Below are 19,672 nucleotides of genomic sequence, written 5' to 3'. Positions count from 1 at the left end.
TTATCAAAAGGCTGTTGGAGGCTGGTAAAATTGATAAAATATGGCTGGGAACGGAAAAGATCTGCAGGCGGAATTGAAGAAACACTTTGGGTTTTCTAAATTCAAAGGACTTCAAGAAGGTGTGATCAATAATGTACTAGAAGGCAAGAACAGTTTTGTAATCATGCCTACGGGCGGGGGTAAATCGTTATGTTACCAATTGCCCGCTTTAATGTTAGAAGGAACGGCGATTGTGGTATCACCTCTGATTGCCCTAATGAAGAACCAGGTAGATGCCATTCGGGGCATATCGGCGAAAAATGGTATCGCCCACGTTTTGAATTCCTCTTTGACCAAGAACGAGATCAAAAAAGTAAAGGAGGATATTATATCCGGGGAGACCAAATTACTTTATGTGGCACCGGAATCTTTGACCAAAGATGAGTATTTGGAGTTTCTGCAATCCGTTACGATTTCATTCGTAGCGGTAGATGAAGCCCATTGTATCTCGGAATGGGGGCACGATTTTAGGCCCGAATACCGAAATCTTCGCAATATTATCGCTCGTTTAGGGGAGGGCATACCTATTATAGGTCTTACGGCTACGGCTACCCCAAAAGTTCAGGAAGATATTATAAAGAACCTGGGTATTACCAATGCCAAGGTGTTCAAGGCCTCTTTTAACAGGCCTAATCTTTTCTACGAGGTACGGCCAAAAACGGCCCATATCGATGCCGATATTATCCGTTTCATAAAACAGAATACGGGTAAATCGGGGATTGTGTATTGCTTAAGTCGGAAAAAAGTAGAGGAATTGGCCGAGGTATTACAGGTAAACGGCATCAGTGCCGTACCCTACCATGCCGGTTTTGATGCCAAGACCCGTGCTAAATACCAAGACATGTTCTTAATGGAAGATGTAGATGTGGTAGTGGCTACCATTGCCTTTGGTATGGGAATCGACAAGCCCGATGTACGCTTTGTGATCCATCACGATATTCCGAAAAGTATAGAGAGTTATTACCAAGAGACCGGTAGGGCCGGTAGGGATGGGGGCGAGGGCCATTGTTTGGCCTATTACGCCTATAAGGATATTGAAAAGCTTGAAAAATTCATGTCGGGTAAACCCGTGGCTGAACAAGAGATCGGAAATGCCCTGTTGCAAGAAATGGTGGCCTATGCCGAGACTTCCATGTCGCGACGCAAATTCATTCTGCATTACTTTGGGGAAGAATTCGATGCCGTAAACGGCGATGGTGCCGATATGGATGATAATACCCGTAATCCGAAGGAAAAGGAAGAAGCCCAAGAACAGGTGGTAAAATTACTGCGGACGGTTCGGGATACGAGTGAGAAATTTAAATCGAAAGAAATCGTCTTGGCCATAACCGGGGGCTCCAACGCCTTGATCGCTTCGCACAAAACGCAAGAAAAAGATATTTTTGGTATTGGTTCCGATAAGGATAAGAACTATTGGATGGCCTTAATCCGTCAGATGCTGGTCGCCGGACTGCTTAAAAAAGAAATTGAGCAGTATGGTATTTTGAAGTTGACTGATGCCGGCAGGGCGTATATCGATGCGCCCGAGTCGTTTATGATGACTAAAGATCATGTCTACGATGCCGGAAGCGAAGGAGCTATTACCGTACAAAAATCTGGGGGAGCTGCAGCCGATGATAAGCTATTGAAAATGCTTAAGGAACTGCGTAAGTCCCAAGCGAAGAAATTGGGGGTGCCCCCCTTTGTGGTGTTTCAAGATCCTTCGTTAGAAGATATGGCCAATAAGTACCCGGTAGATCTTCAAGAATTGGTGAATATACACGGTGTAGGCGAGGGCAAGGCCAAAAAATACGGAAAACCCTTTGTAACGCTGATTGCCAATTATGTCGAGGAAAACGATGTGGTGCGACCCCAGGATATGGTGGTAAAAAGTACTGGGGCCAACTCGGGGCTTAAGTTATACATTATCCAGAATGTGGACCGTAAATTACCATTAGACGATATTGCCGGTGCCAAAGGACTTGAACTGCCCGATCTGATTAAAGAAATGGAGCATATCGTATATAGTGGTACCAAACTCAATATCGATTATTGGATTGACGATATTTTGGACGAAGACCAACAAGAAGAAATTCATGATTACTTTTTAGAGGCCGAGTCCGACGGAATCGATGCGGCCATGGAAGAATTCGATGGTGATTACGAAGACGAGGAACTGCGTTTGTATCGCCTAAAGTTTATCTCTGAGGTGGCGAATTAGTAGAGATTTAGGCCAATCCGGCTACCGCCGCCAAAATGGTTAAAAGGGAAAAGGCAGCAAAGAATATTTCGATAATAAGCATAAGGGCAAAAAAGATGAAAATGGAGGCCATGCCCCAAATCGACCAGTTTTTCGCTTTTTTTGAATAGTCCAGGGCCTCTTGGTGTTCGCCCCTGAAATAGGCGCTATCTACTTTCGATGAGTACACCAAGGCTACGATACCTAAAGGAGTGCAACAACATATGGTGCAGATTATCGACAGGGCCAAATGATTATCTGGTTTCGGTGGTCTATCGTTGGTTTGTAGGTGCATTATGCTTTATGTAATGTGGGTGTATTTTTTTTCGATTTCTTCCTCCCATGTACCTAGCAACGCTGGTAAACCCTCGAAAATTGTATAGAGGGTTAACAGTAATTACACAGGGTTTAAGTAGGTGAATGGTGCTGTGGGGATGTTTCGTAAAATCATAAAAACCATGATGATCACGAATATTATCATCGGGGCTTTGGGGTGGTATAGGAAATTGGGCTTGGGGCTTCCGTTTCGTTTTTCTTGAAATTTCTGGTAATAATGATATAGGATGATTAAAAATGCGGGAATAATTAGAACGTTGTGGCTTATGGAGTCTACTATTCTAAAATGCAGTAGATCGTGAATGGCCCTTTGGCTACCACAACCGGCGCAATAGATTCCGGTAGCCTGGTAAACCGGGCATTTTGGGAACCAGCCATCAAAATCTGCAGGGTCGGCATAAAAGTATAGGGGCACTACTATAATTAGTAATACCCCTATTAAATAAGATATGAGTTTTTTGTTTGTCACGGTTTATGCACTGGCCGCTCCTAGAAAAGCAAACCCGACAAAAGCAAAGTATAGGATGTATACCAAAGCGCCAACACCAATTCCAATAAAAGCCCACATTTTGGCATCTTTAGAATTTTTTTCGGCTACTTCGTAATCTCCTCTTGCATAGGCCTCGTTTACCTTAGTGGCAAAAATAATAGAGGCGATTCCTGTAGGTAAACAACATAAGACGGTGCTTATGATGGCCAGTACCAGGTAGTTACTGGGTTTTGGTGGCATATTGGTATTTTCCATGTAATAAGAATTGTTTTCGATGTTAACGAATAGGGCTTATTGATATTGTTCCATAGCCTCTTCATAGGCTCTCATAAACTCTTCTTGAAACTCACCGATACCTCCTGCGGTATAGATTACGTAAATCCAACGAACTAGAATAATCAAAGAGAGGATCAAGGCGATCAGGCTCAAGATTTTTCCGGTTTTTATTTGGCTATAATTGTCGTAAGCATCAGGATTTTGTTTGTATAGGGCCTCAGATTTTCTGGCGAGATAAAATCCAATTCCAGCCGGAATCGCACCTATTCCTGCGAAGCAGCAACAGAGGTATCCAAATATACCCAGTACGATACTGGCAACTCCATTAGGTAATTTTTGTTTTTCCATGTTTGTGGTTATTTCGGTTAAACGAATTTTAAAAAATAGTTGATCAATACGAGGGCAACGGTGGCAATGCCCAATATACTTATAATTTTAGTGGCGTATTTGAACTCTACGAAAATGTTCACTAGTACAAAACCGAAGAACAAAAGCATAGGATAAATGGCAGGGTACATATAAAATGCCTGTACGAATTCGCCTTCCAATAAAAACGCTACCGAACGCTGTAAGCCACAGCCGGGGCAATCCATACCCAAAACCCGCTTTGAATAACAGGGCAACATATATTTGTCTAAATCTGTGCTTAAAAGCATTTCTGCCGCTTTATGAGCCGAAAATAACCATTATTTTTGATCAAGAAATCAAAAAAATCACCAACTTACTTGGTGATAAGTCTAGTTGGTTGATATGAAGCTACCTAAATATATCTATATAATTTTCGTTGTTTTGGGTTTGGTGTTGACCACATTGGGTGGTTATTACGAATATACAGAATATTCCACGGCCCTGGGTTTTGTGCTGTTAATGTATGGTTTGTATAAAATCAGTACCCAGTATGTAAAACCAAAAGAGGGGTTACCAGAACAGCCCTATAATACTGAAGAAGAATGAAAGTAGGGGATAGGGTCATGGTATTGGACGATACCTTGGAAGGGGTGGTAGCCAAAATCGAGGGCGTTAAGGTTACCTTGGAAGATGCTGATGGCTTTCTTTTGGAATATCCTAAAAAAGGTTTGGTTGTGGTGTCTCGATCAGAAGCGATCCAGGTAAGTAATTTTGAGGTGGCCCAGATCAAGTCTTCCAAAGAAGGGCCTAAAAAACGGAAACCCGTTCCTAAAATGAAAAATGTCCCCACTTTAGAGGTCGATTTACATATACATCAATTGACACGTTCTACCCGGGGTATGGGTAATTATGAGATGCTTAATTTACAGTTGGAAACGGCTAAAAGACAATTGGAATTTGCTAGGCGGAAGCATATTCCAAAGGTGATTTTGATCCATGGTGTGGGCGAGGGTATACTTCGCGAAGAATTACACTATCTGATTGGTAGAATGGAGCATATGGAAGTGTTTCCAGCCGATTTCCAGAAATACGGTTGGGGTGCCACCGAGGTTCGGGTGTATCAGAATTAAATGGTGGTCTAGATTAGTTGGAGGTATAGGTGCCAAAAGTATAGCTCGCTATGGCACTACCTACATTGCCTTCGTTTTTGTCGCGTAACTTCATATTCTTAAATACCAAAACATGGTTAAAGCCACCATCGTTATTGGCTACAGTGGTAATGGTGAGTTCGCCCTCGGTAGAGCTGAAGCTGTTGACTTCGTTGGTATCGGTTGCGCCGCTACAGGGAATAGTACTGTCGTCGGGTATTAAAACATTCAAAATACTGTTTGTAAAAACCGTTGAGGCGTTCAAGGGGTAAGTGTCAACACCGGCCACATTATCCAGTGCCCCATCGGGTAAACTGATCGATACGAACTCGTCATCAACTTTTTTAAATAATTTGTTGGGCGGATTGGCGCCGTCACAGGCCTGTATTTGGGTGTTGGTGAAATTATCGAAATTTTTCTCAATACTGCTTTCAACAGTGGTTACATAGTTGCCGTAGTTAGTTTCGGTGTCTATGATAATATTTTCGTTTATATCGTTCTCTATGTTCAGGTTGCTCATTTGTAGGTCGTGGGTAAAGCTCTTTTGGGTAAAGCTAACCGAACTGGCAGCGGTTCTTACAGTTAAAGTCCCGCCTGTGGTAATACTCTCATTGGTTACCGAAATATTGGCAGGGGGTAAGGGGTCGCAGAAATAGGCTGTCGTCGGTTCTGCGGTAAAAAAGCGGTACGTTAAATGAGTGTCGCTGGAGTTGTTGTTGTTAATGTTACTGGTGCTGGGTTCGTCACTATTGTTTCGGTTAACCATAATACCCTTGGCAATTTCAAGGATCAGGGCTTCTTCTTCGATTACCTTAAAAAGTAATTTACGGTCATTGGTGTTTATTTCGTTATCGCAGGCTTGTATATCGGCCTCGTCAAAATCGATGGTTTGTATTTCCAATTCGCCATCGTCACAGCTCCAAAGGCTGAAAACTACGAGTAGGAAGGTCAAGGTTTTTCTCATAGGATAAACAAAAAAGAAGGTGCCATTTTTGGGTTCAATGTCAAATGTACATCAATTCCGGTATATAGGCGGGCCTTCACTGTTTTTTGGTATGTATTTAACGGAATTGGAGTACTTTTGCCCAAATTTCCAGAGAACGCTATGGATCGAGTGTATTTAGATAGTGCGGCCACGAGTCAGGTTCGCGAAGAGGTGGTAGAGGTAATGGCCCAAGCCTTACGGGAAACCTATGGCAACCCTTCGTCTACCCATAGTTTTGGGCGTACGGCCAAAACCGGTATCGAACAGGCCCGAAAAACGATTGCCAAGGAATTGAATGCACAGGCTTCAGAAATTATCTTTACCTCTGGAGGTACGGAGGCCGACAATATGATCCTGCGTTCCGCAGTGCGTGATCTTGGGGTAAAGGTATTGATTACGGCTGCAGTTGAACATCATGCGGTTTTGCATACGGCCGAAGAATTGGTTGCTGAATATGGCGTGTCCCTAAAGCTGGTCTCGGTAAATGAATTTGGGGAAGTAGAGCTGGATCATTTAAGAACCTTATTGTCCGAATCGAAATCGGAACAAGTGTTGGTGTCCTTGATGCATGTAAATAATGAGATCGGTAATTTGTTGGATATTCAGGCCGTCGCTGAAATGTGCCAAGAATTCGGAGTATTGTTTCATTCCGATACGGTGCAGTCCATCTGTCATTTTAAATGGGATTTGCAGCAGACGCCCATTCACTTTTTAACGGCGGCTGCGCATAAGTTCCATGGGCCAAAAGGGGTTGGTTTTGCTTACATACGAAAAGATAGTGGTTTAAAACCTTTAATTTTTGGTGGCGGACAAGAGCGGGGTTCTCGGGCGGGTACCGAATCGTACCACAATATCGTCGGTATGGAAAAGGCTTTTGCTATGGCCTATGACCAATTAGATGAAGAACGAGCCTATGTGCAGGGGTTAAAATCGTATTTCATTACCGAATTAACCAAGGCAATTCCTGATGTGGCTTTTAATGGTCGTTCGGGTGAGTTGGATAAAAGCACCTATACTTTGGTGAGCTTGAGGTTGCCTGTAGATGCCCAGAAAGCTATGATGTTGTTGTTTCATCTCGATTTAAAGGGCATAGCCTGCTCCAAGGGGAGTGCCTGCCAGTCCGGAAGTGCCCAGGGGTCACATGTGTTGTCGGCATTTTTGAATGAAGCCGAAATGCAAAAACCTTCGCTTCGCTTTTCTTTTTCCAAATACAATACCAAGGCCGAGTTGGATTATGTGGTCCAAGAATTGGCGCAGTTCGTTAATGGGTAGTTATTGAAGCGCCAAGAGGAATCAGTGGTTACTTTGTTTTTTTGCGTTTCTCCCGCTCGTAAGGGAATTTACGGGTGGCTTTTTTCATCATATCGTCGATGAATTCGTTGGTGTTCTTACCGTTTTTCTTGCTGATGGATTTTTCGTATTTCCACAAAAGTTTGCCGCTTTTACCGTCGCTTATTTTAATACCGATCCGACCATAATTGGCTTCGCCGGTCACATATTCGAGTAGGCTGAATCCGGACTCGGGGATGCCCTTGGAAAGCAGGATGTTTACATCGAGGTTTCCGCTTATAATACCATCGACCCCTAAAAGTTTACTGAGTTCTTTTGGGGTGTGCACGTCTAAATTACCATAATCGATTCCGGCCTTGGCCAAAAGCGCATTGGTTTCATCGATATTCTGGAAAGTAACCGAGAATTTTTTCCTTTTTTTTCTTTTGTTGAAATAGGTTTCCAGTGCGTTCTGAACGGCATAACCTTCTTTTTTAGCCAGTTCTTGGCGCTCCTCGGGGGTGGGCTTGCTTTTGAGTTCCAAATGACTGAAAAAAGGGAGTATGGCCAAAACCTCATGGTCTTGGGTGTATTCGTCGAATTTTTCACTTTCGTAAATGTTCTTCTGGGCCAAAACCTGAAAGGGCAGCCATATAAGAAGTAAGGGAAGTATAATTCTGATGGGGAAACGGAATGTCATTGTTATGCTACTTAGTACCGCCGATCAGGTGGTGTATTTGCTGCAAAAATAGCCCAATTTCCGCTAGTAAACGTCCTCTGTCTCCTTAAGAATTTGATAAAAACCTAGCTGTTTGTTAAGTTTCGCTTTACCCGATGTTTTTGCTTGACCTCGAGGCAAATAGCCTTACTTCCTAAAAACTGTGGTTTTGTATTGATTACGGTTGCCCACATTATCGGTAACCTCGATTTCTAAGTTTAGTTGGGTGTTCGAGAAATCGGTATCCGAGAAATCGTAGGTAAGGGTGTTCTTTTTGGGTTCGTATTCCATCAAAATCCATTGGCCGTTGATCTTGGCCGAATAACTACCGATCCCGCTTAAATTGTCAAGAATACGTACGCTAAGGTATTTGTAGTTGTTCAGCCAGCTTTTAGGTCTAAAGTTCTTGGGTTTTATCACAGGTGCCACACTATCGGAAACCAAGGTATAGGTGCCCAAGTTTTTGGTGCGTGTGGTAAAGACGTTTCCTTTTTTATAGGTAGTGCTGTAGTTGGGGCGTCCGCGTTTATCCAATCTGGCGATCAATAATTGTTTGCGTGTCTCGGTATCGTAATGGTCTACATTAAAACTTAAAGTAAAGTTTCGGTTTACCGGAACGCTGCCATCGTGAATTTTTATGGTGTCCATTCCCGATTCCAAATCCAAATAGGTGTTTTTGTAAAAGGTATTGGCCGGAAAATACAAGCGGGTATTGTCCAAATTGAATTGAGCCGGTTTTTGAGCCAGTACAAAATGGGGGCTTTGTTTTTCCGTTTTTTCGATTTTAATAGGATCGGCTTTACCCGAAACCGGAATTATCAATTTGGTAAGATTACCGTGCAGGTCGTTTAGCAAGAACTCTATGCTATAGGTTTGCCCCGGTTTTATATCGATTTTACCATCATTCACCAGTGTTCTGTATATGCCCAATCGGTTTCCTTTGTCACGGAACCCCAACTGCACCCTTTGTTTGGTTTTCGAGAAATGCTCGTAATCTATAAAGGCATTTATGTTACGGGTTTCGGTAAACGAAAAGGTGTCGAAACTATAGTCGGTAATTGTTTTTCCGTCGACCACTTGCCTCACGCGATAGATACCATTTTTGTTGGCGGCCAAATCTTGTCGGTCAAAGCCATTGAATCCGAAACCAATCAGACCAGATGCGGTGATCTCTTCGGCAATAAAATGCCCTTCCGGACTTTTTCGGAAGCTAATAGGTATGCGTTTGCCACTCTGTTTTATCTGGGCGTTTTTCCCTAGTGGGTAGGCGTAAAGGTTTAATAAAACGGGGTCGGTAGCATCGCGTACCTCCATACCGAATAGTAAAGGGTTAATGGGTTTTTCGTTGGCGCTCGAGCGTATCTCGAAATGTAGGTGTGGTCCGGCTGAACTTCCTGAGTTTCCGCTGATGGCGACAAGTTCACCTTGTTCTACCTGCAATTCGCCCAAGTCGGGGAACAATTCGATTTGGTACGATTTTTTCTGGTACTGCCGGGCTTTAACATAGGCTTCAATCTCTGGGGAAAATTTCTGAAGATGGCCGTATACCGAGGTGTAACCGTTAGGGTGTTTTATGTAAAGTGCCTTACCATAGCCCCAATGCGAAACTTTAATACGGCTCACGCTACCTTTGCCAATGGCCTTAATGGGCAAGCCTTCCCGCTGTTGGGTCTTAATATCGATGCCGGCATGAAAATGGTTCGAGCGTAACTCACCAAAAGAGCCTGCCAAAATAATCGGAATGTCTACCGGCGATCTAAAGGCGGTAGAGTCGTGCGGTGCCTGGCCCTGCAATCCGAAGGTGAGGCAAAAAAAAGTAAGTATCGCTATTGTCCGCTTCATATTCCATAGGATAAGGCTACGAAAGTAGCAATCACACTTCAATTCAGAAAATGCTGGGGCCAACAAGTTTTTGAAACCCTTGAAAATGCTTGTGGGTCTTTGGTTTTTGGAGGAGTGCAGGAATTATTTTAAAAAGAATTGGTAAGTCTGCCTACTAATGTTAACTTTGTGTAAATGCATTGAGTTGCCTTAATGACGGAGCTATTAGATATTATTGGTTCTTTAGAGAACAAGATAAGCAAGTTAGTTCACACCATGGAGGTGTTGGAGTTGTCCAAGGAGCGGTTACAATCGGAGCTGATCCAAATAAAGGAGTCCAATAAGAAACTTGAAAGCGATGTTGTGGCATGGGAAGAGAAGTATAATTCCCTGAAAATGGCCAATTCAATGCTGGGCAGTAATGCTGATAAAACGGAAGCGAAGCTGAAGATCAATACCTTGATACGCGAATTGGATCATTGTATTGCCCAGCTCTCTGAATAACGAGCCAACAAACATGGAAAAGCTAAAGATTAAGCTTTCTATCGCAGATCGGGTATATCCGCTCACTATAGACCCCAGTCAGGAAGAAGGGTTGCGGAAGGCGGCCAAGAATATCGATTTGTTGGCAAAAAAGTTCGAACAGAACTATGCGGTTAGGGATAAGCAGGACGTCTTGGCCATGTGTGCCTTGCAGTTCGCTTCTAAAATTGAGCAAAAAAGTATAGACCAGCAAGAGAAAAACCAAGAGGCGAATGAGCGATTGAAGGCGTTGGAGCAATTGGTAGAATCGAAACTGGCGATTAAATAGGTTCTTTTAAATAAGTAATATTACTGCCCACATTGGTAATTATATTTTGACAAACTCAACACTATTAAGTTTAAAAAGGGTGAGTTTAGATTGTAAAAGCATGCCTGGCTTGTACCAGGATCCTTGATCAGTTTGGTAACCCTAAACCTGTTAATTGGAGTTTGTACAGAACTTCAACCAATGTGGGTTTTTTTATATATAAACACAGCAGAAATGGATAATTATACGATGTGGATCGTGGCCGGCCTAGCCGGACTCATAATAGGCTTTGTCATAGCCAAGATGATGGAAAAGGGCAAGGCATCCAAAATAATAGGAAACGCCAAAAAAGAGGCGGCCGGGATTATAAAAAACGCCAAAAAAGATGGCGAGGGCATTAAAAAAGATAAGATTTTCCAAGCCAAGGAAAAGTTTTTAGAGTTGAAGGCCGAACACGAGAAGGTAATCAATAACAAAAACAAAAAAATGGGTGAGGCCGAAAAGCGCACCCGCGATAAAGAGTCGCAAGTAAGTAATGAACTTTCTCGAAACAAAAAACTAAACGATCGCCTAGAAGGGAAGCTTAAGGATGTTGAGCATAAAAAAGAATTCCTAGATCGTAAGAAAAGCGAGTTGGAAAAGTTGCATCAAAACCAAGTGCAGCAGTTAGAGGTAATCTCCGGCCTATCGGCAGAAGATGCCAAGTCGCAACTTATGGAGTCTTTAAAAGCCGATGCCAAGACCGACGCCATGGCCTATATACAGGCCACCATGGAAGAGGCGAAACTAACGGCCCAACAAGATGCCAAAAAAATCATAATCAATACCATTCAACGTATCGGTACCGAAGAAGCAGTAGAAAACTGTGTTTCGGTATTTAATTTGGAGTCCGACGATGTAAAAGGTAGGATTATTGGTCGCGAAGGGCGTAATATCCGAGCCTTAGAGGCTGCAACCGGTGTTGAGATCATTGTGGACGATACGCCCGAGGCTATTATTCTTTCTTGTTTCGATTCGGTGCGTAGGGAAGTAGCCCGTTTGTCGCTACACCGTTTGGTAACCGACGGTCGTATTCACCCGGCCCGTATCGAAGAAGTGGTAAAAAAGACCGAAAAACAAATCGAGCAGGAAATCGTAGAGATCGGTAAACGTACCATTATCGATTTGGGTATCCATGGCTTGCATCCGGAATTGATCAAGGCTGTTGGTAGAATGAAATACCGTTCTTCATACGGTCAAAATTTGTTACAGCACTCAAGGGAAGTAGCTAAGCTTTGTGGTGTTATGGCGGCCGAACTTGGTTTGAACGCCAAATTGGCCAAACGAGCCGGATTACTGCACGATATAGGTAAGGTGCCCAATACCGAAGCTGAATTGGAGACGCCACACGCTATTTTGGGTATGCAGTGGGCCGAAAAATATGGTGAGAAACCCGATGTGTGTAATGCCATAGGTGCCCACCACGACGAGATTGAGATGAAAAACCTAATGGCACCTATCGTTCAGGTTTGTGATGCTATTAGCGGGGCACGACCAGGGGCCAGAAGGCAAGTGTTGGATTCCTATATCCAACGACTTAAAGATTTAGAGGATATCGCCTTTGGTTTCAATGGGGTTCAAAAGGCCTATGCCATTCAGGCGGGTCGTGAACTACGTGTTATCGTAGAAAGTGAAAAGGTCAGTGATGATAAGGCGGCCGAATTGTCTTTCGAGATCTCACAAAAGATCCAGACCGACATGACCTATCCGGGTCAGGTAAAGGTTACGGTTATCAGGGAAACTCGAGTGGTGAACGTGGCCAAATAATATATGTTTATGGTTTTATTAGTGTTTGCCGGTAAATAAACATGTAAAAGCCCTTGCATCGCAAGGGCTTTTTTGTTTTTGATATTTTGACCTTGTCAACTATAAACGCGGTGTTTTGCTCATTTCGAAAACAAGTTCCCCGCCATTCGTTAATTCGTTGTGGTTTAATTGAAGCCCATTTACGGTTTTGCCGTTCCATTTAACTTCTGAAACATAAATATTGTTTTCGGATTGGTTGTTGGCCGTAATGGTTATGGTATTACCGTTGGAAAGTGTTATTCGTGCCTCCTTTACCAGAGGGCTCCCTAAGTCGTAAAATGGAGAGCCTGGGGTTACGGGATAAAAGCCGAGTGCACTGAAAATATACCAAGCGCTCATTTGCCCGGCATCGTCATTACCGCACAATCCTTCTACGGTTGGGCCGTACATACGATCCATTATCATGCGTACCCTGGCTTGCGTTTTGTGGGCATCGTTGGTCCAGTTATAGAGATAGGGGATATGGTGTCCGGGTTCATTGCCATGCACATAATTGCCTATGATGCCGTCTCTGGTAATGTCTTCGGTTTTTTCGATAAACTTATCGTCAATCTCCATGGTGAATAATGAATCGAGGTGCAGGCTAAACTGTTCTTTTCCTCCTTTGAGTTCGATCATTTGTTTTATATCATGGGGCACATATAGGCCGTAGTTCCATGCGTTACCTTCAATGAAACCCTGTCCATGGGTGTCCATGGCGTCAAAATCAGTTTTAAATTCACCGGAAGAGAGTCTAGGTCGCATAAAGCCAATGGAGGCATCGAATACATTCTTATAATAATCGGCCCTTTCTTCAAACGATTTTTGAGTGTTACTTTGCTTCAGTTGTTTAGCCATTTGGGCAATGCACCAGTCGTTATATGCGTATTCTAGGGTCTTGGAAACAGAAGAGAGGCTTTTGTCTTCGGGCACATACTTATAAGATTTATAGTCTCCAATACCTTCAAAGTAATCTACATTGGCAGTGGTTACCGATGCATTTAAGGCCTGTTTTTGGTCGAAATCCCCGATATTCTTAACCATGGCATCGGCGATTATCGAGGTGGCATGATAGCCGATCATACACCAATTCTCATTGGCGTAATGGCTCCAGATGGGTAGCATACCATGTACACTTTGTTCTTGGTGGGCTAGCATCGATTTGATCATTTCATTATTTCTTTGGGGTTGGGTAAGATTAAATAGTGGGTGAAGAGCCCTGTAGGTGTCCCATAACGAGAAAATGGTATAATTGGTAAATCCATCCGACTGGTGTATGTTTTGGTCAAGCCCCCTATAATTACCATCAACATCCTCATAAATTATAGGGGAGAGGTTTGTGTGGTATAAGGCGGTATAAAAGGTAGTCAATTGGTCTTTAGATAACATATCGACCTTGATTTTTGATAGTTCCAGATTCCAATCGGCTTTTGCTTGGTTTTTAATTTGATTGAAATTCCAATGTGCTATTTCGGCTTCCAGATTTTTCAAGGCACCTTGGGTACTTACGTTGGATAATGCCATTTTTAACTGGATCTTTTCACCGGCATTAACGTCAAAATCAAAGTAAGCACGGATATCTTTTCCAGCCATTTCGGGGAAATTCTTGTCTTCTTCAAATCTCCGATAAAAGCCATTGTATCCTTTTTTATCATACTTTTTGTGCCCATAACTCTTAAAGGGCTTAGAAAAGCTTAAAGCAAAAAACACCTTTCTGGTTCTGGCCCAGCCTTTGGTCTGACGATATCCTGTGATGAGACTGTCGTTTTCTACCCTGATAAAGGTCCAGACATTTTTTTGGTCATGATGGTATACATTGTACATCATGTCCAGTATAATGTGGGCTTGCTCTTTATTAGGAAAAGTGTATTGGTGAAAACCAACTCTAGGGCTAGCGGTTAGCTCGGCCTTAATGCCATAAGAATCTAAATCTACTTGATAATAACCAGGTTCGGCACTTTCTTTATCATGGGAAAAAGTGCTGTAGAATCCTTTTTGCCCATTTATATGACGTAAGGGTTCTAAATTTAAATTTCCGGTTGTTGGCATTATAAGAAAGTCTCCAAGGTCTGAGTGACCGGTACCGCTAAAATTAGTGTGTGAAAAACCGATAATGGTACTGTCCTTATATTGGTAGCCCGCGCAGTATTCGTAGGTCAAAGGATTGTAATTGCCAATGGAGTCGTACATAACTTCCATATGGGTCTGTGGACTAAGCTGTACCATGCCAAAGGGGGTGGTGGCGCCAGGAAACACGTGCCCCATTTTACTTGTTCCGATAAATGGGTTTACATGTTGTGTAAGGTCTATAACTTTGTTTTGGGAACTTGGGGTGGCCTTCTTATCATTACAAGATACAATAAGGACAAGGCATAAGAGATAAGGTGGTAGTCTAAACATGTTTTTCAGTGTCGGTTAATGGATGTTTAAGGTGGCTTGAGCCACTGCTTAAATATAAGAAAAGAGGCCCGTTATGGGCCTCTTTGTATTCTGGGTATATTGTGGTTAAAAGTCTCTGTACGTACCACTCAAATATTGATTGGCATCTTTTTCTTTGAATTCCGCCTTGTCACGATCCCAATGCAGGGTCTGGTTCGGGAACCTACCTGCGATAACACCTAATAAAATGGTCTCGGTAAGCCTAGAGGCATAGGAAAACGGAGCGGTACAGCTATCGGTACCCAAAATGGTGTCTACGAACTGGTGGTAGTGCTTTGGACCCTCACCATCATAATCTCGTACGGGCTCCCCTAAATTCTGTGCTGCAATCTCTTTGGAGATGTCTACGTATTTACCATCTACGATCTTTTGAGGTAATTGCATAAAATGAGGGAGTAGTAAACGCCCTTCCGTACCTACGAACATGGCGCCTTGTTCTGGTAGTTCGCCTTTGCCGGCAACACCAGCGTCGAGCGATATTTTTTCGGCTACACTTTTTTCTTTAGCTCCCTTTTTTGCGGATTTCTTTTTGGCACCCGGAATTACCAAGTCTTCGTGGGCCGGTGGCATACCAGGACCATCGTACCAATGCCATTTAAAGTTGTCGGTGGTGTATTCGGTACTTGGGAACTCGTAAGTAACCGTATTGTTTACCGGAAAACCGAAACCGTTGGGTTGTCTGCAATTGTTGGTAATCGTGGTGGGCACGTCAAGGGCCAAGGCGTTATAAGGGGTGTCGAATATATGTACCCCCATGTCGCCTAGGGTACCACAACCATAATCCATGACCTTACGCCAGTTCCCTGGGTGGTAATATCCTTTTTTGTATGGGCGGTCTTTCGCCGTTCCCAACCATAGGTTCCAATCCAAGGTATCGGGTACTGGATCCGAACCCTTGGGTTCCGGCCCATCGTAACCCCAACTTTTGGGGGACCAAGCGTGTACACGTTTTACCTTTCCGATAATGCCCGACTGTATCAATAAAGTGGCCAGTTTATAATCGTAAAAAGAGTGTACCTGAATACCCATTTGGGTAATCAGCTTACGTTCTTTGGCCAGTCGGTTCATGGCCCGGGCTTCCGAAACATGATGGGTCAAGGGCTTTTGGCAATATACGTGCTTGTCCATTTTCATGGCCATAAGCGAAGCTGGTGCATGACTGTGATCCGGTGTAGAGACCACTACGGCATCAATATCGTTTTCCAGTTGACGTAACATTTTTCGGTAGTCTTTATAGGTCTTGGCCTGAGGGAACATGGCCGAGGCTGTTTTAAGGGCCTTGCTATCTACGTCACAAAGGGCATACACCTCTACTTTCTTATGCGATGATATGGCTTTTAGATCGGCCATACCCATGCCGCCTACACCGATATGGGCGGTTTTAACCTTGTCTTTTTTTAAGGCCGGTGAAGCCCAGGCTGGTAAAAAGGCTACCGAAGAGGCTGCGGCCGAATTGATTAAGAAATCCCTTCTTTTCATTTTCGTATTGTTTAATTGTTTGGTTTTGGCGCTGACCATACAGTCCGCTCTGATCAATATACATTTCCTAAGAAAGGGAAACGACTGCTTTCGACCAAGAACGGCTAAAATCAGCTTTTTGTAAAAGTATTTGCTTTAGAACCACTAAATATAGTGAATTATAATAGGGTGGGGTAGCCTAAAACTTAAGAGTCTTGGTCAAGACATTTTAGGCTTATAAGCTTGGCTAGAATTTTGGGTAAGGGTACACGAGTGTCCGAAAGTCAGTAATTATCTAGATGGCTCCCGTATAGCAGTCGGGGCGTGACACTTCGCTGCCTTATTTCTTGCAAGGGGTAGGATTTAAAAAATAGGCTTGCGGATATTCAGGGTTTTACGTCTTGCTTGTCTATAAGAGAACAATCAATCAAATCAAAAAAACAAATTCTATGGATTCGGTTTTATTTGGGAGCAACTAAAATGTAATCGTTTGGCATGCAGCCGTCTTTTTTTCTTTGCTCTTTTCGTCTGAAGCCATCAAGTTTCGGATGATTATAATAAGGGGGTTACCTTATCCGGTTGTATTTTTTCATGATCTCGATAAGCATTTCATGGGGGATCGCGTAAACTTTGTTTCCTTGTATCCCATCCATGGTTTCGGCAGCTACCATGGCATTGATAACGGCTTCTTCTACCGCTTGTATGGTAGCCTCGAACACATCGTTCATCCAATCATTGGAAATTGTCGTTACGCTTGCCTTGCCCTCACGAACATAGGCTTTTTGATTGGCTGTGGAAAAGGCAATGAAGATATCACCGGAGCCATTGGCGCCGATACCTCCAAGTTTACCTATACCAATAGGTACCCTTTGGCAAATTCTTTTGAGTTGATACGGCAATAAGGGTACATCGGTGGCGACCACTACGATAATTGAGCCGTCGCCATTCTTTCGCCTTGATTTAGGTGGTGCGTGATATTCTGGATTGAGGGTGTCTTTTAACTCCTGGCCAATAGGCACCCCATCGATCCGAAACCTTTTCTTGTCCCCAAAGTTCGATTGCACCAATACACCAACGGTGTACGTAGTATCGGGAAACTGTAGTAGTCGTGACGCGGTGCCTATACCGCTTTTAAATCCAAAAGACATCATGCCGGTTCCTCCACCTACGTTTCCTTCGGGTACTTTTTTGTCGGTGGTATTTTCGATGGCTTCCAAAACATGTGCTTCCTTCACTTGAAAACCGTAGATGTCGTTTAAAAAACCGTCGTAGGTTTCGGCAACCACCGGAAAGGCCCACCACCAATCTTCATCGCTCCAGGCCGTGTCTACCATCCATTTCAGGGTGGCCTGTCTAACGGCACCAACACTAAATGTATTGGTTAGCATTATCGGGGTCTCCAGAAAACCAGATTCGGTGATCCAGGTGGTGCCAGTCATTTCGCCATTGCCATTTAGGCTGTGCCAGTTGGCATACAGTGGTTTTTTCTTTTTACCACTCGGGAAAATAGCGGTGACCCCGGTCCGGACCGGACCGGATCCCAATTCATGGTTTCCCGACCCTGAGATTAGGGTAGTGTGGCCTACACTTACCCCGGATACATCGGTAATAGCGTTGAAGGTGCCTGTGGTACCTTCGAAAGGGATACCCAAATCCCTTGCTCTAGGTTTTTGGCCAAAAATAGTTAAGGTCATGAACAGTAAACAAAAGGAGGCCGAAATCCGCATAAGTTATTTTTAAGAAATGCAAGTTAGCACCCTCCCTCTTAAAGAAGGAATTTCTTTAAGAATAAATTACTGTTTTTTGAAGACGATGGGCTCTTTATGGGCATGGAGTTTTAGGCCGGTCACTTCCCCTTTCCAGTTGGTGTGGAACTCAAGGTCGAATTGTGGGTTGAATTCTCCCGAAAAGCTTTCGGTTCCCTTTAGATAGAAGAAATTGTAATTCGAGTGGGCCAATTGAAAGGTGTAGGTTGGAAATTTTGCGTATAACTTTTCCTGTTTTGTGAATATTTCGATGGCTCCATAACCTTCGGCGGCATATCGGCCTTCAAATGCCGTAATGGATCCCAAGGGCATTTTTTCTTTGTTCAATTTCAAGTCCTCGGTTTTCGACTGGTAAATGTCGTTCACTTGAATGGGAAAGTCTTGCTGTGGAAGCTGGAGTAATTTTCTGGAAATATAATCCGATACGGCATAAGGGAGCAGGGAATTGGATTGGTTGGTCAAAACTACCACCCCAACGCCTTCAAAAGGGTAAAGGTCCATGATGGTTGAAAAACCCAAGGTATTGCCTCCATGTCGTACCCTAAATTTACTTTCCCAGGCCCGCAGTCGCCAGCCATAGCCTTCGCCCCAGAGATAAGAGTCTTTTTCATAAGCGTCGTTTTTTAGGTTTTGCAATCGGGTCGCGGCCTTTATATAGGTTTCAGGGATCACTTGTTTGTTTTGGTAGGTTCCATTGTTAAGCCAGGCCTGCATCCAATGCGAAAGGTCTTTTACCGAGCTTTTAATACCGCCTGCAGGTGTGTATGCATAATAATTTTCGAAGGGCACTTGTAGTGTCTTGCCTTTGTGCATGGCATAGCCTTTCGCATAGTTTTGAGTGGTTTTCATGTCTTTCGCGCTAGTAAAGGAATGCCGCATATCGAGTGGTTCGAACAATTCGGATGTTATGTTCTCTTCCCAGCTTTTATGACTCACTTGTTCGGCAACTGTTCCGGCCAAGGTGTACCCGATATTACTATAGATCCAGCTGTTTTTTATCTCGCCTTGGGGTTTTAGATATTTTAAGCGCTGTACCGTTTTTAGCTTGTCTTTTTCGGGGAACATCACAATAGATGCCCCGTGGTTGCCAAGACCACTTCTATGACTAAGCAAATCGCCAAGGGTAACCAATTGGTCCATTTTTTCATTTTGAAAATGAAAGTTAGGGATGTGGTAAGCGGGTTTGTCTTGTAGTGACAAAAGTTTTTTCGATTCGAGTACACCTAAAAGGGCTCCGGTAAATGCTTTGGTCATTGAAGCGATATGGAAAACCGTGTTTTCAGTAACGGGTAATTGGTTGGCCAGGTCGCGATACCCAAAACCTTTGGCGTATATAACTTCATTGTTTTTAATGACGGCAACCGATAGCCCCACCGCTTGGTATTCGGAAACCAAACGATTGATTTCGGTATCCCATGCTTCGAATGTTTCCGAATCCTGTTGTCCGAGGGAAAGTAGGCTGATAAAGAGTAGTGCTAATGTGAAAATGAATCTCATTTGTAACGTTGTTTGTTTTCAAGGCAAAAATGGGATTCCGCACGGGGATAAATGTCCGACTACGTAAAGTCGGACTGTTTTTTGGAATATCGGACTCGCTGAAAACTTAATAAAGAAACCACAGCTTAAAGACTAAAGACGAAAACAGCTAAAGAATAAAGAAAAAAGACTGTTAAATGATGAAATAAGGCGATGGCAGTTTTAACGTTAATAAACCAAACTGAATCCGGTACCTACATCTTTTCTAGTT

19 protein-coding genes and 1 other RNA gene are annotated in these 19,672 nt (G+C 43.4%); 8 read left to right on the top strand and 12 right to left on the bottom strand.

Annotation, left to right across the window (positions count from 1 at the left end):
- Window positions 1-40 precede the first annotated feature (40 nt).
- Window positions 41-2,239 carry a DNA helicase RecQ gene (gene recQ, locus B7P33_RS01365; RefSeq protein WP_097440170.1) on the top strand — a complete coding sequence of 733 codons (2,199 nt, stop codon included), beginning with the start codon at window positions 41-43 and terminating at the stop codon, window positions 2,237-2,239.
- A 7-nt stretch (window positions 2,240-2,246) separates the two neighbouring features.
- Here recQ and B7P33_RS01360 read toward each other — a convergent pair whose 3' ends face one another.
- From B7P33_RS01360 to B7P33_RS01340, 5 genes are all read right to left on the bottom strand, one after another.
- Window positions 2,247-2,552, bottom strand: coding sequence for a CD225/dispanin family protein (locus B7P33_RS01360; RefSeq protein ID WP_097440169.1), 306 nt, complete (start codon window positions 2,550-2,552; stop codon window positions 2,247-2,249).
- A 102-nt stretch (window positions 2,553-2,654) separates the two neighbouring features.
- Window positions 2,655-3,008 carry a DUF2752 domain-containing protein gene (locus B7P33_RS19800; protein ID WP_172435822.1) on the bottom strand — a complete coding sequence of 118 codons (354 nt, stop codon included), beginning with the start codon at window positions 3,006-3,008 and terminating at the stop codon, window positions 2,655-2,657.
- A gap of 57 nt (window positions 3,009-3,065) precedes the next feature.
- Window positions 3,066-3,338, bottom strand: a complete 273-nt coding sequence (locus B7P33_RS01350) for a CD225/dispanin family protein (RefSeq protein WP_097440167.1) — start codon at window positions 3,336-3,338, stop codon at window positions 3,066-3,068.
- Between the two features lie 36 nt (window positions 3,339-3,374).
- On the bottom strand, window positions 3,375-3,707 hold the full coding sequence (locus tag B7P33_RS01345; RefSeq protein WP_097440166.1) for a CCC motif membrane protein: 333 nt from the start codon (window positions 3,705-3,707) through the stop codon (window positions 3,375-3,377).
- A gap of 17 nt (window positions 3,708-3,724) precedes the next feature.
- Window positions 3,725-4,015 (bottom strand): DUF2752 domain-containing protein, encoded by a 291-nt coding sequence (locus B7P33_RS01340; protein ID WP_097440165.1) that lies wholly within the window; start codon window positions 4,013-4,015, stop codon window positions 3,725-3,727.
- A 94-nt stretch (window positions 4,016-4,109) separates the two neighbouring features.
- Here B7P33_RS01340 and B7P33_RS01335 point away from each other — a divergent pair, with 94 nt between their 5' ends.
- Window positions 4,110-4,313 carry a hypothetical protein gene (locus B7P33_RS01335; RefSeq protein WP_097440164.1) on the top strand — a complete coding sequence of 68 codons (204 nt, stop codon included), beginning with the start codon at window positions 4,110-4,112 and terminating at the stop codon, window positions 4,311-4,313.
- Window positions 4,310-4,837 (top strand): Smr/MutS family protein, encoded by a 528-nt coding sequence (locus B7P33_RS01330; RefSeq protein WP_097440163.1) that lies wholly within the window; start codon window positions 4,310-4,312, stop codon window positions 4,835-4,837. Before B7P33_RS01335 ends, B7P33_RS01330 begins: the two co-directional genes overlap by 4 nt.
- Before the next feature lie 13 nt (window positions 4,838-4,850).
- Here B7P33_RS01330 and B7P33_RS01325 read toward each other — a convergent pair whose 3' ends face one another.
- Window positions 4,851-5,819, bottom strand: coding sequence for a hypothetical protein (locus B7P33_RS01325; RefSeq protein ID WP_097440162.1), 969 nt, complete (start codon window positions 5,817-5,819; stop codon window positions 4,851-4,853).
- 141 nt (window positions 5,820-5,960) lie between these two features.
- Between B7P33_RS01325 and B7P33_RS01320 the strand changes: the two genes are divergently transcribed.
- On the top strand, window positions 5,961-7,112 hold the full coding sequence (locus B7P33_RS01320) for a cysteine desulfurase family protein (RefSeq protein ID WP_097440161.1): 1,152 nt from the start codon (window positions 5,961-5,963) through the stop codon (window positions 7,110-7,112).
- Between the two features lie 28 nt (window positions 7,113-7,140).
- Here B7P33_RS01320 and B7P33_RS01315 read toward each other — a convergent pair whose 3' ends face one another.
- Both B7P33_RS01315 and B7P33_RS01310 read right to left on the bottom strand, forming a co-directional pair.
- Window positions 7,141-7,809, bottom strand: coding sequence for a DUF4136 domain-containing protein (locus tag B7P33_RS01315; RefSeq protein ID WP_245871592.1), 669 nt, complete (start codon window positions 7,807-7,809; stop codon window positions 7,141-7,143).
- A gap of 165 nt (window positions 7,810-7,974) precedes the next feature.
- Window positions 7,975-9,669 (bottom strand): M23 family metallopeptidase, encoded by a 1,695-nt coding sequence (locus B7P33_RS01310; RefSeq protein ID WP_097440160.1) that lies wholly within the window; start codon window positions 9,667-9,669, stop codon window positions 7,975-7,977.
- 192 nt (window positions 9,670-9,861) lie between these two features.
- Here B7P33_RS01310 and B7P33_RS01305 point away from each other — a divergent pair, with 192 nt between their 5' ends.
- The 4 genes from B7P33_RS01305 (at window position 9,862) to rny (ending at window position 12,244) form a co-directional block, all read left to right on the top strand.
- Window positions 9,862-10,152, top strand: a complete 291-nt coding sequence (locus B7P33_RS01305) for a hypothetical protein (RefSeq protein WP_097440159.1) — start codon at window positions 9,862-9,864, stop codon at window positions 10,150-10,152.
- Between the two features lie 13 nt (window positions 10,153-10,165).
- Complete coding sequence (locus B7P33_RS01300) at window positions 10,166-10,459, top strand: cell division protein ZapA (RefSeq protein ID WP_097440158.1); 294 nt, start codon at window positions 10,166-10,168, stop codon at window positions 10,457-10,459.
- A gap of 53 nt (window positions 10,460-10,512) precedes the next feature.
- A non-coding RNA gene (gene ssrS, locus B7P33_RS01295) (6S RNA) lies at window positions 10,513-10,622 on the top strand.
- A gap of 50 nt (window positions 10,623-10,672) precedes the next feature.
- Window positions 10,673-12,244, top strand: a complete 1,572-nt coding sequence (gene rny / locus B7P33_RS01290) for a ribonuclease Y (protein WP_097440157.1) — start codon at window positions 10,673-10,675, stop codon at window positions 12,242-12,244.
- Window positions 12,245-12,343: 99 nt separating this feature from the next.
- On the opposite strand, the gene B7P33_RS01285 is transcribed toward rny, so the two are convergent.
- From B7P33_RS01285 to B7P33_RS01270, 4 genes are all read right to left on the bottom strand, one after another.
- The gene (locus B7P33_RS01285) at window positions 12,344-14,662 is read right to left on the bottom strand and encodes a GH92 family glycosyl hydrolase (RefSeq protein WP_097440156.1); all 2,319 of its coding nucleotides are present in this window, start codon (window positions 14,660-14,662) and stop codon (window positions 12,344-12,346) included.
- 105 nt (window positions 14,663-14,767) lie between these two features.
- Window positions 14,768-16,180 (bottom strand): Gfo/Idh/MocA family protein, encoded by a 1,413-nt coding sequence (locus tag B7P33_RS01280; protein ID WP_097440744.1) that lies wholly within the window; start codon window positions 16,178-16,180, stop codon window positions 14,768-14,770.
- A 545-nt stretch (window positions 16,181-16,725) separates the two neighbouring features.
- Window positions 16,726-17,886, bottom strand: a complete 1,161-nt coding sequence (locus B7P33_RS01275) for a DmpA family aminopeptidase (protein WP_097440155.1) — start codon at window positions 17,884-17,886, stop codon at window positions 16,726-16,728.
- Window positions 17,887-17,952: 66 nt separating this feature from the next.
- On the bottom strand, window positions 17,953-19,422 hold the full coding sequence (locus B7P33_RS01270; protein ID WP_097440154.1) for a serine hydrolase: 1,470 nt from the start codon (window positions 19,420-19,422) through the stop codon (window positions 17,953-17,955).
- Window positions 19,423-19,672 lie beyond the last annotated feature (250 nt).

The organism is Sediminicola luteus, assembly GCF_002514735.1.
Taxonomy (GTDB): domain Bacteria; phylum Bacteroidota; class Bacteroidia; order Flavobacteriales; family Flavobacteriaceae; genus HQA918.
The sequence above is the reverse complement of the archived record's forward strand: the minus strand, read 5'-3'. Positions and strand labels throughout refer to the sequence as shown.